13 protein-coding genes and 1 pseudogene are annotated in these 15754 nt (G+C 60.2%); 5 read left to right on the forward strand and 9 right to left on the reverse strand.

The features are described from left to right. Together QZT71_RS08080 and QZT71_RS08085 are read right to left on the reverse strand one after the other, a co-directional pair. Positions 1-1627: pseudogene (locus QZT71_RS08080) on the reverse strand (hypothetical protein); the annotation flags it as partial. Position 1628: 1 nt separating this feature from the next. Next, a complete protein-coding gene (locus QZT71_RS08085) occupies positions 1629-1976 on the reverse strand; it encodes a translation initiation factor (protein ID WP_295914947.1) in 348 nt (115 codons plus the stop codon). Positions 1977-2059: 83 nt separating this feature from the next. Between QZT71_RS08085 and QZT71_RS08090 the strand changes: the two genes are divergently transcribed. Further along, positions 2060-3163: a DUF4435 domain-containing protein gene (locus QZT71_RS08090; RefSeq protein WP_295914880.1), complete on the forward strand. Its 1104-nt coding sequence runs from the start codon at positions 2060-2062 to the stop codon at positions 3161-3163. A gap of 70 nt (positions 3164-3233) precedes the next feature. Here the strand turns inward: QZT71_RS08090 and QZT71_RS08095 are convergent, their stop codons facing one another. The 3 genes from QZT71_RS08095 to QZT71_RS08105 are packed head-to-tail and all read right to left on the reverse strand — an operon-like array spanning position 3234 to position 7063. Further along, positions 3234-3599: a TIGR04076 family protein gene (locus QZT71_RS08095; RefSeq protein ID WP_295914950.1), complete on the reverse strand. Its 366-nt coding sequence runs from the start codon at positions 3597-3599 to the stop codon at positions 3234-3236. A gap of 37 nt (positions 3600-3636) precedes the next feature. Further along, positions 3637-4893: an aspartate kinase gene (locus tag QZT71_RS08100; protein ID WP_295914883.1), complete on the reverse strand. Its 1257-nt coding sequence runs from the start codon at positions 4891-4893 to the stop codon at positions 3637-3639. A gap of 34 nt (positions 4894-4927) precedes the next feature. After that, complete coding sequence (locus QZT71_RS08105; RefSeq protein ID WP_295914885.1) at positions 4928-7063, reverse strand: prolyl oligopeptidase family serine peptidase; 2136 nt, start codon at positions 7061-7063, stop codon at positions 4928-4930. A gap of 162 nt (positions 7064-7225) precedes the next feature. Between QZT71_RS08105 and QZT71_RS08110 the strand changes: the two genes are divergently transcribed. The 4 genes from QZT71_RS08110 to QZT71_RS08125 all read left to right on the forward strand — a co-directional run bounded on the left by QZT71_RS08110 (position 7226) and on the right by QZT71_RS08125 (position 11153). Next, on the forward strand, positions 7226-8053 hold the full coding sequence (locus QZT71_RS08110; protein WP_295914888.1) for a 2,3,4,5-tetrahydropyridine-2,6-dicarboxylate N-succinyltransferase: 828 nt from the start codon (positions 7226-7228) through the stop codon (positions 8051-8053). 24 nt (positions 8054-8077) lie between these two features. Beyond that, on the forward strand, positions 8078-9148 hold the full coding sequence (locus tag QZT71_RS08115; RefSeq protein WP_295914894.1) for a TlpA disulfide reductase family protein: 1071 nt from the start codon (positions 8078-8080) through the stop codon (positions 9146-9148). Positions 9149-9150: 2 nt separating this feature from the next. Beyond that, a complete protein-coding gene (locus tag QZT71_RS08120; protein ID WP_295914897.1) occupies positions 9151-9876 on the forward strand; it encodes a biotin--[acetyl-CoA-carboxylase] ligase in 726 nt (241 codons plus the stop codon). Positions 9877-9944: 68 nt separating this feature from the next. Further along, complete coding sequence (locus QZT71_RS08125) at positions 9945-11153, forward strand: glycosyltransferase (RefSeq protein WP_295914899.1); 1209 nt, start codon at positions 9945-9947, stop codon at positions 11151-11153. A gap of 102 nt (positions 11154-11255) precedes the next feature. Here QZT71_RS08125 and QZT71_RS08130 read toward each other — a convergent pair whose 3' ends face one another. From QZT71_RS08130 to QZT71_RS08145, 4 genes are read right to left on the reverse strand one after another with little or no spacing between them, the layout of a single operon-like run. Beyond that, positions 11256-12749, reverse strand: a complete 1494-nt coding sequence (locus tag QZT71_RS08130; RefSeq protein WP_295914901.1) for an oligosaccharide flippase family protein — start codon at positions 12747-12749, stop codon at positions 11256-11258. 48 nt (positions 12750-12797) lie between these two features. Beyond that, the gene (locus QZT71_RS08135) at positions 12798-14063 is read right to left on the reverse strand and encodes a nucleotide sugar dehydrogenase (protein ID WP_295914904.1); all 1266 of its coding nucleotides are present in this window, start codon (positions 14061-14063) and stop codon (positions 12798-12800) included. Continuing rightward, positions 14044-14625 carry an acyltransferase gene (locus QZT71_RS08140; RefSeq protein WP_295914907.1) on the reverse strand — a complete coding sequence of 194 codons (582 nt, stop codon included), beginning with the start codon at positions 14623-14625 and terminating at the stop codon, positions 14044-14046. The genes QZT71_RS08135 and QZT71_RS08140 overlap by 20 nt, the downstream gene beginning before the upstream one ends. Next, entirely contained in the window at positions 14618-15754 is a 1137-nt protein-coding gene (locus tag QZT71_RS08145) for a DegT/DnrJ/EryC1/StrS aminotransferase family protein (protein ID WP_295914911.1), read from the reverse strand. Before QZT71_RS08145 ends, QZT71_RS08140 begins: the two co-directional genes overlap by 8 nt.

Here is a 15754-nt window from a genome sequence, read left to right on the forward strand (position 1 = left end):
CCTCCGCCCCCGGCCACGGCGCGGGCGCGAACGACCCGTAGGCCGAAGTGGTGATGCGGTATTCGCGGCGGGCAGCGAGGTCGTAGCAGTGCACCTCGTCCTTACCCGAGGCAATCGACCCGTAGTAAAGCCGGCCGCCGGCCGCCCGGAGGTTGCTCAACGTGATGTAAGCGCCCTCGGTAACGGGGTGCAGGCCGCTGTCGCCGATACGTCCGAGCCACATGCCCGAATCGTCCGTCACGATGACGTAATAGGCCTGCGTCGCGTCGTCCCACGCCAGGCCGTGAATCTCGGCATGGTCGGGCGTTCCGAACCGCTTCACGACTCCGTCCCGCTCCTCGACGACCGTATAGCGGCCGTCGGGATTGTACTCGACCCACGCCAATGCACCGGGTGCAGGCGTGGGATAGAGCGCATTGCGGCGCCCGGCGAACGTACGGGGCACGCCGTCGTCCAAATCCATATAGCAAAGCTGCGAGTTCACCCGCTGCTCGAAGAGCTTCGACCGGCGGTACTCGGTCCACCACACACGCCCCCCGGCCATCGCGGGACGAGTCGAAACCGCTCCCGTATGGCAGACCACCTCTTCGGCCCCCGTCCGGGTATCGAGCCGCACGAAGCGCGACGAACGGTCGTAGTCGGTCTTGAGCGCCAGCACCGTCGTATCGTCCAGCGGCAGCGGCCACTGGTAGGTCGTATAGTTATCCGCGGGCATCGGCGTGAGCGGTGCGGCGCTGTCCCGCACTTGGGGCAGCGAATTCCAGTGGCGCTCCAGCTCGTCGAACGTTTCGCGGAAGAGCTTGCTGACGTTGGTGTCGTAATATTTCTCGAGCGCGACGCGTGTCGTAGCCAGCACATAGGGGTTGCGCGAGCCGTACCACGCCACCTTGTCCCAGACATTCTCGCCGAAACGGGCGTAGGCATAGGAGCATATCTGGTAACCCAGTTCGTAATGGTCGGGGATGTAGTCGCGGTAAGAGCCGCAGAACCATTTGTCGATGTTGCGCCTGTCGCGGGTGTCCCCGCGATCCCGGCCCACGCGCCCGATGGCGCGGTACCCGATCGAGAACGAGGGCTGCATTCCGCGGCCGAACGACGACATGGCGGTTTCGGACATCACGGCATCGCCCTCCATGGCCCAAATCGGCATGCACAGCAGGCCGATGGTCGAACCCTGCTGGCCCAGCACATAGCTCAAGGCGCGGATAACGCCCCGGTTGAGGTTGTTGTACTGCACGGCATGGCGGTATTCGTGCGCCACGAGCTGCTTGTACCACGGCATCGAATAGCCGTCGATGGCGGGCGAAGTGAGGAACTCCACACGTTTGGGAAGGTACATCACCAGTCCGTTCGACTGGAAATTCTCGGGGTGCATGACGAACGGGATGCGCATCGGCCCGTGGCGGAACCCGTACGAAATGTCGGGCTGCACGGTGCGGATGAAAAAGAGCGTGCGGCGCGCCACCCCCGCCACCGTGTCGGGGTAAATCATCCGCACGTCGGGGGTGCGGATCGTACTCCACTTCAACCCCGCAGGGTCGGAGCCCCACGTGTAATACTGCGCCTCGGCCTTCCGGGCAGCGCCCGCAGCGCAGAGAAACAGGACGATATACAACAGGCGGCGCATCCTACGACCCGGCCTTTTTACAGCGGTAGCCGCTTTTGGTGAGAATTTCCACCACGCGGTCGCGGTGGTCGCCCTGGATGATAATCTCCCCCTGCTTGGCGCTGCCGCCCACGCCGCATTTGGTTTTCAGCAGGCGCGCCAGCTCCTGCAGGTCGGCATCCCGGCCCACGAAACCCCTGACGAGCGTCGCCACCTTGCCCGCACGCTGCTTGCGGTCGAGCCACACGCGCAGCTCCTGCCGCCCCGGGGGCAGCGTTTCGGCCTCGCCGGCCTCGTCGGTCTGATATTGAAAGTCGGGATTGGTCGAGTAGACCATCCCGAGCCTCGCTTTCCAGTCGTTGTCCGCCATATTGTTCGAATAGTAGGAATCGAACGCCCTTTCAGGGCGCCTTATTTTGTGCAAAAGTAATAAAATATTATCTTTGTTGACGTATGGCAAAAAAGTTCAGCGAAAAACTGCGCAAATTAAATCCCTTCACGCGCCCCGCAACGCTCGAAGAGTTACCCAAACCGCTGCCTGCCAACCCCGACCAGCGGCTGGTGAAAGTCTATGTCGAAGGCTACGAGGACGTGGCTTTCTGGCGCGGCATCTTCGACCATTTCCAGAATCCCTACATGCGCTTCGAGATTTCGGTGCCCAACCGCGCCGACCTGCCCAAAGGCAAAAAGGTGCTGATGGGCATGATTCCCCACTCGTCGGAGGAGCTGATACTGTGCGTCGATTCGGACTTCGACTTCCTGTTCGCCGACCGCACGGAGCAGTCGCGCGAGGTGAACAACGCCCGCTACATGTTCCACACCTACGCCTACGCCACCGAGAATTTCCTCTGCTACGCCCCCTCGCTGCACAACATCTGCGTCAAGGCCACCAAAAACGACACGCGCATCTTCGACTTCGTGCGCTTCATGCACGAATACTCCTGCACGATTTACCCGCTGTTCCTGTGGTACGCCTACTCGGCGCAGCTGGCTACGGAGAACGTCTTTCCCCTAATCGACTTCAAGTCGGCCGTACGCATCGGATTCCTCGATTTGGAGAACAACGGCGAAAAAACGCTGGCGTGGCTGCGGCGCAACGTCGACAAACGCGAAGAGCTGCTGCGCCGGCGCAACCCCAAGATGATCGAGCCGCTGCAGGAGTTCGCAGAACAGCTCAAAAGCCGGGGGCTGGCGCCCGAGAACGCCTACCTGTTCATGCACGGCCACACGCTGATGGACAACGTGGTGATGATTCTGCTCAACTCGGTATGCGAGAAACTGCGGCAGATGTCGATTGCCAAAATCACAGCCTCGAAGAAACAGGGCGTGGCGCTCAAGAACGAAATGTCGAACTACACCAATTCGCTGCGTTCGATCCGCGACGTGCTGCTCGACAACGAAAACTACGTCAAATGCCCGCTCTACAAGCGGTTGCAGCGCGACATCGAGAAATACATCGCCCGCTCAATCTGGAACATGAAGCGCAACGGCGAAATCCGCGACGATTCGACCTGGACCGTGCTGCGCAACATGCGCCAGGGCACGGAGGGGCGGTAGCGGACACCGACTCCGTCCATAAAAAAGCGGAACTCCGACGGAGTTCCGCTTTTCGATTGTCTGTCCCGGGTTATTCCATGTCTTCCGGCGCAGGATACGCCTCCCCCGCCGGCGGCACGGATACCCGGTCGGTGGCTTCCAGCTTGAAAATCACGGGACGCAGTCCGTCGTTGCAGCTGACAATCGCCACGCCGGGTTTACGAATCCAGTCCCCGTAGTAAAACAGCCCTTCCCCGGCGCCGTGCGCCAGCGCGAAAACATACTGGTAAATCGCTTTCCACGCCTCGTCGCACAATCCGTCGGGCTTGGCGTAATCGGCATAGAACACCTGTCCGGGGCGCATCATCGGACATGGCTTCAGTCCCTGGACTCCGTATTCGGCAGCCAGCTCGGCATCGAACGTCGTTTTGAGTACGGTAATCTTTACCTTTTTCATCTGGGTTCCTTCCATTTCCCGGGACACCGGATTTTTCCTATTCGCGTCTGCGCACCACGCGCACCGTGGACTGCGTCGCCTGCCGCACGAACACCTGCGGGCCGCGCGCATAGCGGCGCCACAGCTCGTCGGTATAGCCGCGCACGGTCAGCAGCTCCATATTCTCGGCTTTCATCACATCGAAACCCGCTTCGCGCAGCGCCTCGATGGCCTCGTCGATATGCCACGAGTTGTCGACGCACAGGCTCAAATTGACCGCCGAATTGTGAATCAGGTTGGTCTTGATGCGGAAACGCTCCAGCAGCGAGAAAATCGTCGCGAACTTCTCCTCCAGCACGAACGAAAAGTCGCGCGAGCGAATCGTCAGCAGCACCTGGTCTTTCTTGAGAATCAGAATCGGCACTTCGACCGGCGCCGACATGCCGCGAATCACGGTGCCGGGCTTGCGCTTGTCGCCGAAAGGACGCACGTACAGCGGAATGTTCTTGTTCTGCAGCGGCTTGATTGTCTTGGGGTGGATGATTTGCGCGCCGCTGTATGCCAGCTCGATGGTATCGAGGTAGTTGAGCTCCGAAATCTGCACGGCGTCGGGGAAAATCTTGGGGTCGGCGTTCAGCACGCCGTCCACATCCTTCCACACCGACATCGACTCGGCGTCGAGAATGTTGGCCACCACGGCCGCCGAGTAGTCCGACCCTTCGCGGCCGAGCGTCGTGGTCGTACCGTCGGGCGCCCCGCCGATAAAGCCCTGTCCGACGAAAATGTTCTCGACGCACTTGGCCAGCTCGTTTTTCAGCAACGACTCCGATGCCCCGATGTCCACCCCGGCGTCCTTGTGCCGCTGTTCGGTAAGGAAGCAGCGGCGCATGTCAATCCAGCGGTTCGCCACCCCGGCGTAATTGAGGTACTCCGAGATGATGGTGGTCGAAACCAACTCGCCGAAGGCAACAATCGTGTCGTACCACAACTCGGCATCGGCGGGCTTGTAAACCGTTTCGGTCGCCACGCGCTCCAGCTCGTCGAACAGCGCCTCGACCTTCTCGAGTTTCTTCGGGCCGTGCCACAAGTCGCCGACAATCCCCGCGTGGTAGTCGCGCAGCGCGGCCACGTTTTCCAGCGAAAGTTCCTTATCGCCTTTCTGCACCCCTTCGAACACCTTTTCGAGCGCATTGGTCGTCTTGCCCATGGCCGAAACGATGATGAAGAGGTTCTGTTCGTCGTCGATAATCTTGCGCAGGTTGCGCACGCCGTCGGCATTCCGCACCGACGCTCCGCCAAATTTATATACTTTCATACTCTTCTAACCTAATCAACCTATTTCTTAAAAACTAATTCGCAACCGCCCTGTAAGGCACCCCGACATTCTGGAACAGGAATGCATAGACGTCGGTATCCTCGTCGATGCGTTTGGACGTGGGTTTGCCGGCGCCGTGGCCCGCTTTCGACTCGATGCGAATCAGAATCGGCGCGTCGCCCGCCTGGCAGTGCTGCATCGTCGCGGCGAACTTGAACGAATGCGCCGGAACGACGCGGTCGTCGTGGTCGGCCGTCGTGACGAGCGTAGCCGGGTATTTCACGCCCTCGCGGATATTGTGCAGGGGCGAATATTCGTAGATGTAGCGGAACTGCTCCTCGTCCTCGCTCGAACCGTACTCCACGGCCCAGCCCCAGCCGATCGTGAATTTGTGGTAGCGGAGCATGTCCATCACGCCCACCGCCGGCAGGCAGACGGCATAGAGGTCGGGGCGCTGCACCTCGCAGGCGCCGACCAGCAGGCCGCCGTTCGAACCGCCCGCAATGGCGAGCTTATCCGTCGAGGTGTATTTGTTGGCAATCAGGTACTCGGCCGCCGCGATGAAGTCGTCGAAAACATTCTGTTTGTTCTCCAGCATGCCGGCCCTGTGCCAGGCCTCGCCGTACTCCGAGCCGCCGCGCAGGTTCGCTTCGCAGAAAACGCCGCCCTGCTCGACGAACATGATGGCCGAGGGACGGAAGCCGGGCGTACGGTTGATTTGGAAACCACCGTAGGCATAGAGGTAGCACGGGTTCTTGCCGTCGAGCTTCATATCCTTGCGGTGCGTGACGAACATCGGGACTTTCGTGCCGTCTTTCGACGTGAAGAACACCTGCTCGGTGGTGAACAGCGCAGGGTCGAAATTCAATTCCGGCGCCTTGAACAGCGTCGATTCGCCCGAAGCGACATCGTACCTGTAAATCGTGGCGGGAGCCGTGTATCCGGCCACCGAATAATAGATTTCGGCAGCCTCGTCGTCGCCTTTGAATCCGGCGGCGGTGCAGATGCCCGGCAGCTCGATGTCGCGCACCGGTTTGCCGTCGAAACCGTACTGGACGACCTTGCTCTGCGCATCCTGCAGATAAGAGGCGAAGAGGTATCCCCCGGCGGCGGTCACATTTTCGAGCAGGCTCTTTTCATTCTCCGGAATGACCGCCGTCACGCACGACGGGTCGTTCAAATCGACCTTCATCAGCGCGTTGTTCGCCGCATCCCGGTTGGTTATGTAATAGAGCCGGTCGTCACGGCACTCGACGAGCGAATAATCGGCGTCGAAGCCCGGCAGCAGCGTGCGGAACTTCGGCTCGGAAACCTTTTTATAGAGGATTTCGGTTCCCGACGTACCCTCCGAAGCGGAGATAAAGAGCCATTTGCCGTCCTTGCTGGGCCATGCCGAGAAATAACGCAGCGGATGTTCGGCGTCCATATAAATCAGCTTGTCGGCCGACTGCGGCGTGCCGAGCCGGTGGTAATAGACTTTCTGGAACTGGTTCTGCGACGAGAACACCCCTTTCTTCGGAGCGTCGTAAGCGCTGTAATAGAACCCTTTCGAGTCGGGGGCCCACTCGGCGCCGGAGAACTTCACCCAGTTGATTTTATCGGTCGTAAAGGTGCGGTCGGCGGTGTTCATCACACGAATCTCCACCCAGTCCGAGCCGGATTCGGCCACCGCGCAGGCGCAGTATTTGCCGTCTTTGGAAAAAGCCACGGACGAAAGCGCCACCGTGCCGTCGTCCGAGAGCGTATTGGGATTGAGGAACACCTCGCCTTTCGCGCCGGGGGCCGCTGCACGGTAGAGCACCGACTGGTTCTGCAATCCGTCGTTGTAGAAATAGTACCACGCATCGCCGTGTTTGGCCGGGATGCCCTCCTTGGGATAGTTCCACAACCGGGTCAGCCGCTCGCGGATGGCGTCGCGGAAAGGTATCTGCGACAGATAGTCCTGCGTCACGGCGTTTTCGGCAGCCACCCAGGCGGCCGTGGCCTGCGAATTGTCGTCTTCCAGCCAGCGGTAGGGATCCGCCACCTCCGTGCCGAAATAATTGTCCGTAACGTCGGTGCGCTCCGCCTCGGGATAAGGCATGTGTTTTATCTGCTTCATGTTGCTGCAACTTGCCATCATCGCCGCAGCACCTGCCAGGGCCACGGCCTTACGCGATAATTTCATCATAATACAGGAGTTTGGGTGAACATCGGGGCAAAGTTAGGAAAAAATAAGAAACCGCACACATTTTTACCCCTTTACCGGCCTGCAAAAAGGTTATTTTTCACCCTGCAGGCCGGGAAACCGAAGTTTTTGCGTAACTTTGGCTTGCAAAAACAACCGAAAATCATGTACAGCGAACTCAAAAAGATAATCGAGCAGGCCTGGGAAAACCGGGAACTGCTGAAAGAAGAGCCCGTACGGCAGGCCGTGCGGCAGGTGGTGGAGCTGGTGGACAAAGGGCAGCTGCGCACCGCGGAGCCCGCCGACCCCGCCAAAAACGAATGGCAGGTCAACGAGTGGGTCAAGAAGGCCGTCATCCTCTATTTCCCCATCCAGCCCATGCGCAAGATGCAGGCCGGCGAACTGGAATGGTACGACAAAATGGAGCTCAAGCACGGCTACGAGCAGCTCGGCGTACGCGTCGTGCCGCACGCCGTGGCGCGCTACGGCGCCTACATCGCCCCGGGTGCCATCCTGATGCCGTCGTACGTCAACATCGGCGCCTACGTCGACACGGGCACGATGGTCGACACGTGGGCCACGGTAGGCTCCTGCGCACAAATCGGCAAACACGTCCACCTCTCGGGCGGCGTGGGCATCGGCGGCGTGCTGGAGCCCGTGCAGGCCGCCCCCGTCATCATCGAGGACAACTGCTTCATCGGCTCGCGCTCGATCGTGGTCGAGGGGGCGCACGTCTGCCGCGAGGCGGTGCTCGGCTCGAACACCGTCATCACCGGCTCGACGCACATCATCGACGTCACCGGGCCGGAGCCGGTCACCTACAAGGGTTTCGTGCCGCCGCGCTCGGTGGTCGTCCCGGGCAGCTACCGCAAACAGTTCCCCGCGGGCGAATACAGCATCACCTGCGCGCTGATTATCGGCCAGCGCAAGGAGTCCACCGACAAGAAAACCTCGCTGAACGACGCCCTGCGCGACTTCGGCGTATCGGTATAACCCCGTTCTGCCAACCGCCGCCCCATGAAAAAGGCACTGCTCCTGCTGACTGCCGCGACACTGCTGGCCGGATGCCGTCCGACAGGCTTCCGCTACACCCTCACAGGACATATCGAGGGACTGGACGACTCGGTCGCACTGGTCGAATCCGTCACGAAAGACACGCTCGCCATGCTTCCCGCCGCCGACGGCTCGTTCCGCTACAAGGGGCGCTACGACGAACCGACGGAAGCCGCCCTCGTGCGTAAAAACAAACAAACCGCCGCAGTGTTCTACATCGAGCCGGGCAATATCCGCATCGAAGGCCGCATGAATGCCGAGCAGTCCAGCAACCACGACAACATCGAGTACTATCCCTCCGGCACCCCGGCCAACGATGCTTTCGGGGCGCACCTGCGGTTCGCGAACCGGGCGCTGCACGCCTACAATTTCGAAGACCACGACAAGGCCTACCGCGCCGCGCTGCTCGACAGCCTCGTCGGTTCCCCGGCGCGCAACCTCGCGGCCAATACCGACAACATCTTCGGCGTGGCGATGGTCGACGGCGTTATCCATTACGATGAAAACATTTCGCGGGCCCGGGTCGATTCCATCGTCGGCCTCTTCCCGCTGCACCTGCGCACCTGCCGGCTGATGAAACGCCCCCTCGAACATATCGAGCGCGTGCTCCGGTCGCGGGAACTCGCCCGATACGTGGATTTCACGGCGAACGACGATAGCGGCAACCCGGTCGCATTGAGCCAGGTCATGAAACGCAGCCGCTACCTGCTGCTCGACTTCTGGTTCGCCGACTGCGGGCCCTGCCGCGGGGAGATGCCGCATATCAGGGCTGCCTACGACGCCTATCGCGACAAGGGATTCGAAGTCGTCGGGCTGTCGACGGACAAAGACGCCGGGGCCTGGAAAAAAGCCATCGCCGAAGACGGGATGGCGTGGATTAACCTGACGGACGCCGACAGGCGCGTCTGCGCTCTCTACTCCGTCACCAAATTCCCGACCAACTACCTCATCGACTGTTCGACGGGCAAAGTCGTCGCCCGCGAACTGCGGGGCAAAGCACTCGCTGCAACCCTCGAAGAACTTTTCAGGCAATAACCATGATTTACCACATCGCAGAAACCACCTCGACCAACGACGACGCCAAACGGCCCGAATACCGCCACGGCGACATCGTCTGGGCCGAGCGGCAGACCGCCGGCCGCGGACAGCGCGGACACTCGTGGACAAGTCCCGAGGGCGAAAACCTCACCTTCACACTGGTGCTCGAGCCCCGCTTCCTGCCCGTGGGCGAGCAGTTCCTGCTTTCGGAGGCCGTGACGCTGGCCCTTACGGACACATTCGCCGATTTCGGCGTCGACGCCCGAATCAAGTGGACGAACGACATTTACGTCGGGGACAAAAAACTGGTCGGCATCCTCATCGAGCACAGCTACTCGGGGCAGACCCTGGCGCGGACCATCGCCGGCATCGGCATCAACGTCAACCAGACGGCCTTCGACCCGGCGCTGCCCAACCCCGTGTCGATGGCGCTGGCCACAGGCCGCACGTTCGACCGCCGCGAGGTGCTCGACACGTTCCATGCGCGCTGCATGGAGCGTTATGCGCAGCTCGAACAGGGGGCAAAGGAGGCCCTGCAGGAGGAATACCGGCGTCGTATGTACCGGCTGGGCGAGCTGCACCCGTTCCGCGGCCCCGACGGCACGCTCGTCGAGGCCGCAATCGAGGGCGTGCGCCCCTCGGGCGAACTGCTTCTCCGCCACACCGACGGCACACGGCACGCATACCTGTTCCGCGAAATCGAGTTCGTAATCGCCGGAAAATAACGGGACGGCACCCGTATACCCATGAGTTGCCGAACCGGCCGTTGACAGGATATATTTTCAGTTGAAGTATGAATATATTGATTGTTTGCAATTACTTTTACCCCAACAACTGTATCGCCTCATTCAGGCTCAATGCCTTCGCCAAATATTTTCGGGAAGCGGGGCATTCGGTGAGCGTCGTGACCGAAGGCGACCGCGACCAAACGACAATGTGGCACGGATGCGAAGTCCACTATGTGAAAGACCCGGTGTTAACCCCGTCGCAAATGGATTCCCTCCTGTTTCGCAGAAAGAAATGGACTCCCCGGCGCATCTTGACGGCCTTGCAAGGACGCTTATTGCTCGATTACAAAAGACTATGGCAATTCAGGGCATACAGGAAAGCGCATGAACTCACAAGCAGCCGGCGGTTCGATGTCGTATTAAGTTCATACGGCAACCTCTCCTCGCATCAGGTCGCATACAGATTACACAGGGAAGCACGGTTTTATTGGATTGCCGACATGCGCGACGAGATGTCGAAATGGCCCTGGATGTCATCGATAAACAGACGGCGGCTCCTCTCGTATGAGCGCAAAATCCTGAAAGAGGCGGATCTGGTATTGTCCGTATCGGCCCCCCTCGTCGAAGACTTCAAACAAACCGGCGGGGGAACCGACAAGGTCATCGAAATAACGAACGGGTACGATTATGAAGAGATTCACAGCGTTTCGTTCCAACCCGTCTACACCATGGCATTCACAGGTCATTTTCATAATCTGATTACTCCGGACAAATGGTTCAGGGCCTTCTCCGAGCTCATCGCCGAGGGAGCTGTTCCGGCCGACAGCCGGATACTCGTCATAGGGAACAACATACCGCTGTCCGTTCCCGAAAACATGAAGTCGAACGTATTTCAGCTCCGGCAGGTCAATCACGACGAAGTCATACGGAAAACGCAGGAGGCCGACACGCTGGTCGTCGTGCACCCCAAGGGACGAAAAGGCGTCTACACCGGCAAACTGTTCGACTACCTGGCCACCAACAAACCGATTCTGGCCATCTGCGACCCCGACGACGTTATCGCCTCCCTGCTCGAAGAGACGCATTCCGGCTTCACCGCGGACGAATCGGACAACGAGGATGTCAAGCGGATGCTCCTGCGCTGCTATTCGCTCTGGAAGAACAAGGAGGTGCTGCCCCGCGACTGGGACAAGATACGGCAATATACCCGTAAGAATCAAGTGAAAAAACTGCTCGAATATCTGGCAGGGCAGGAAGCCCTGAAACAGAGTTGACCGGCGGCTTGCGACCCGGAACCTCCGGCCTGCGCCCATGAAAGCCGGACGGCAGCGATTCCGCCCCGGCCCGGCAGCCGGCGACAGCAAGCGCAGGAAGCGTTATGTGCGGTTCGGCCGTATGAGCGAGAGCACGGGGCCGAACAGCTGTACATAGCGGATTCCCGCCCGCAACGAAAGCGGCACGTATAACAACAGACAGACGGCAAAGCCCACCGACACGACGGCAAGATGATGCGTCATACCGGTCAGGGCGACGGTCAGCCGGGCCGCCGCACAGGCTGCAGCCGATGCGAGCAGAATAATCAGCAGCATCCTCCACGGCATCAGCCCCGCCAGAGAAGTCCGCAGCAGGCGGGCGGTGGTCATCATCAGCATGAACAGGCAGCAGAGCGTGCAGGCCGTGGCAATGACCGCAATGGCCCGCAGCGAGGGAAACGCCATGACGCACCACAGGTCGAGCCCTACGATGAGCACAGCCGTGGCAAAATGTGCCCGGGCAAAGGCTTTGCCCTGCCCCAGGGCGAACAGGACAGGGGCGTAAGGCATGATACGCGCCAGGTTGATGACGGTGACAATCCGAAACAGGCCGGCCGCCTCCCGATACCCGTCCCCATAAAGCAGGCAGATAATCTCGGGAGCGAAAACACAGCAGAATACAGATAACGGATAAATGACCGACGAGGATTTGACGACAGCCGCTTTCCACAGTCGGACAAACTGACTGCTGTCGGCCCCGGCCGCCGACATCCTCGAAAATTCCGGCAGCAGCACCCCAGCCACGGCTCCGATAACCATTCCGGCCAGCGGAAGTTCACGGTAACCGTTCGAGAACAGGGCGAAATCCTCGACACCCAGATAGCGGCTCACGAAGAACTGACTCGACGAACTGATTACAAATCCGTACATACCCGAGGCAAACACCGGCATGGAGAAGCGGAACAGCTCTGCGACGGTCAACCGGGTCTTCACCCGGGATACATTCCGAAACGGGATGAACGACAACTTCAGCCCGACCAAACAGGAAACCAACGACGAAAGGACGAAACCGACGACCGCTCCCGACACCCCCGCCCCGAAAACCACGACCGGCAGCACGACACATGCAATCATGAAAAGGCGGCTTACGGTCACATACACGGCCACGAGGTGCGATTTGCCGTACACGATCAGAATATTCTCCACCCCCATGACAGGCATCAGCAGCAGAGGCGCTGCGGCAAACAGCCTCAAGGGCTCCGCCAGCAACGCATTGCCGAGCCATCGGGCTATCGGGGCGGCCTCCCAAAGCAAAAAACATGAGAAAACGGACGCCAGGGCCAGAAACAACACATTCAGTTTGCATACGACATCCCGGCCCTCCTCCGGCGATACGCGGGCCAGGTAATAAGAATATGCTTTGGGCAGTCCCAGCGAAAAGACGACCAGCAACGTATTGTAGACATACAACACCTGGCTGTAAGTGCCATACTCCGAAGTCGTCATGTAACGGCAGAGTATCGCCTGCAAGACCAGCGTCACGCTCAACGACGACAGATTAGCCACGGCCAGCCACAAAGCCTGCAACGTGCGGCTCTTACCGGTTCTTTCGCTCACAGGGAAGGAGTACCTTTTCATTCCTCATGCCATACGCCCCGGCAGCCCTTACAGGCTCCAGTACCCGAGTGATTCAATCCGGCCTTTATACAATCCGCGAATATCGCCCAAGAGGGCCGGCCCGCGGGAAATAGAGCGGAAATAGGCGTCGTCGAACCCGCGGTAAGCATCGTGTGCCACGGCCACGATAATGAGATCGTAGGGCGGCTGCAAAGCCGGCACCAGCCGAATTCCGTACATGTCATAGACTTTATCGGGCCCGGCACAGGGATCGGTCACATCGACGCTTATCCCCTCCCGCTCCAGCAAGCCGACCATATCGGCAACCCGGGAGTTGCGTATGTCGTCGATGTTTTCCTTGTAGGTAACCCCCATCAGCAGGGCCCTCGCCCCGTGCCGGTCGCGTCGCATGGCCGAAAGCAGCGACCGCACCACGTACGCCGCCATGCCGTCGTTCACGGCGCATCCCGAACTCGTGACCGGCATTTCGACACCCAGCTTCGAAGCGGCCGAAACAAGATAAAACGGATCGACAGGGATGCAATGCCCTCCTACCAGTCCCGGCCTGTATTTTACAAAATTCCATTTGGACGAGGCCGCATCGATGACCTCTCCCATATCGATTCCCATACACGAGAACAACCGCTGCAATTCGTTCATCAGGGCGATATTGACACAACGCTGCACGTTCTCGACCATCTTGGCGGCTTCGGCCACCCGGATGCCCGATGCCTTGCAGAGGGTGGCCGACACGGCCTCCGCATACACGCGCGCGATCTGGTTCAGCGCCTCTTCATCGTTCGCCGACACGATTTTGGAGGTGTTCGAAAACGTGTGCTCCGAATCGTTGGGGTTGATGCGCTCGGGCGAATATCCCACCTTGAAGTCCCCGCCGAGCTTCAAACGGGAGCCCTTTTCCAGCAACGGCACGCATTCCTGCTCGGTGCATCCGGGATAGACCGTGGATTCATATACGACGTAATCGCCCCGTTTCAGGTAGCGCGCCACGGTACGTGTCGCCTCGATAAGACAGGTCAAATCGGGCTCCTTGCGCGCATCGACCGGCGTAGGCACCGTGACGATATAAAAAGCGGCTTGGGACAACGCCTCTTCCGAAGAGGTGAAGCGGATGCTCCCGCAGCCGTCGCCGTACATTTTACGCAGTTCTTCAATATGGCCGGCATCCCTATCATACCCCACCACGTCGAAATACCGGGCAAACTTCAGCGCCACAGGCACCCCCACATATCCCAGCCCGATTACGGCCAACGACGCCTCCCGGGCGATCAGCCGATCATATATCATCTTCTTCATAAACACATCCATTGGCCATGCGATAGGTACGCCCCGATTCCCTGCACACGGCCATCCCCGTTTCGTCGAATTCCAACTTGTGCCCCAGGCGGCTCATCCACCCCACCACACGTGCGGGCACACCCTCCACAAGGGCATAATCGGGAACCGGGTGCGTAACGACGGCCCCCGCACCGATAAACGCATATCGGCCGATTTCGACACCGCATACGATGGTGGCATTGGCCCCCACGGTAGCTCCCCGGCGCACGACGGTGGGTTTATACTGGTCCTTGCGCGAAATCTCGCTCCTGGGATTCTTGACGTTGGTAAAAACGCATGAGGGGCCCAAGAAAACATAATCCTCGCAAATCACGCCCGAATAAATCGACACATTGTTCTGCACCTTTACCTGACGGCCCAGCCGCACGTCCGGTGCAATCATGACATTCTGTCCGATGTTGCACGACGGCCCCAGCACGGCCCCGCCCATTATATGCGAGAAATGCCAGATTCTGCAACCCGGGCCTATGACCGCCCCGTCGTCTATGACCGAGGAGGGATGAACGAACGTTTCACTCATGGCATCGTTTTTCGTTATCGGTAAAATAGCGGCATACGGCGTCCGCCACCCGCTCCACCTCCGCGTCGGTCAGTTCGCTGTCCATCGGAAGCGACAGTACCGTCGCCGGCAATGTCCCGGCATGGCGCATCGCGGGGTCGCAGACGCAGGCGTCCCGGTATGCAGGCTGTTCGCACAAGGTCCCGGGATAATAGACCATGGAGGGTATGCCCTCTTTCGCGAGTGCGGCCCGAAGTCCGTCCCGGCACTCCGCGGGCACCCTGACGGTGTACTGGTGGTAGACGTGAGTAGCGTACGCCGCCCCGGCCGGAGTCACGACCGACGGCAGGCCGCCCATGCGCTCCGTGTAACGTGCCGCCACGCTCCGGCGGGCGGCAATCCATGCCCCGAGCCGGGGCAGCTTGACCCGCAGCACAGCGGCCTGCAACGTGTCGAGCCGCGAATTCAGCCCGACGTACCGGCTGTCGTATTTGGTGAACCAACCGTGGCTGCCCAAAGCCCGGATGCGGGCGGCCAGCTCGTCGTCGTCGGTGAATACCGCGCCGCCGTCGCCATAACAGCCCAGCACCTTGGAGGGAAAGAACGAAGTGCACCCGATCTCCCCGACCGTACCCGCATAGCGGCTCGTTCCATCGGGCATGCGGCATACGGCGCCCAGCGACTGAGCGTTGTCCTCGATTATCTTCAGCCCGTGCTCCTTCGCGATGGCCGTGAACGCAGCCATATCGCACGGCAGGCCGAACAGGTGGACGGGAATGATGACCCGGGTACGCCCCGACACCAGGCGGGCGACGCTCGCCGGATCGATGTTGAACGTACGCGGATCGACGTCGGCGAAGACCGGGACGCCCCCCAGCAACAGCACCGTTTCGGCCACGGCAGCGAATGCAAAGGCCGGGACAATCACCTCGTCGCCCCGTTGCAGCCCCACGGCCAGCAGCGACAGCAGGAGCGCATCGGTGCCGTTGCCGCAGGCGATACAATGCCGCACCTCCAGCCATTGGGCCAACTCCTGCTCGAACAGCCCGACCGCAGGGCCCTTGATGAACGCGGATTGTGCGATGACTTCTCCCATCGCACGCTCCACCTCATCGCGAATGCCGAGGTACTGCCTGTGTAAATCCACCAT

The sequence above is a fragment of the uncultured Alistipes sp. genome, assembly GCF_902388705.1.
Lineage (GTDB): Bacteria > Bacteroidota > Bacteroidia > Bacteroidales > Rikenellaceae > Alistipes.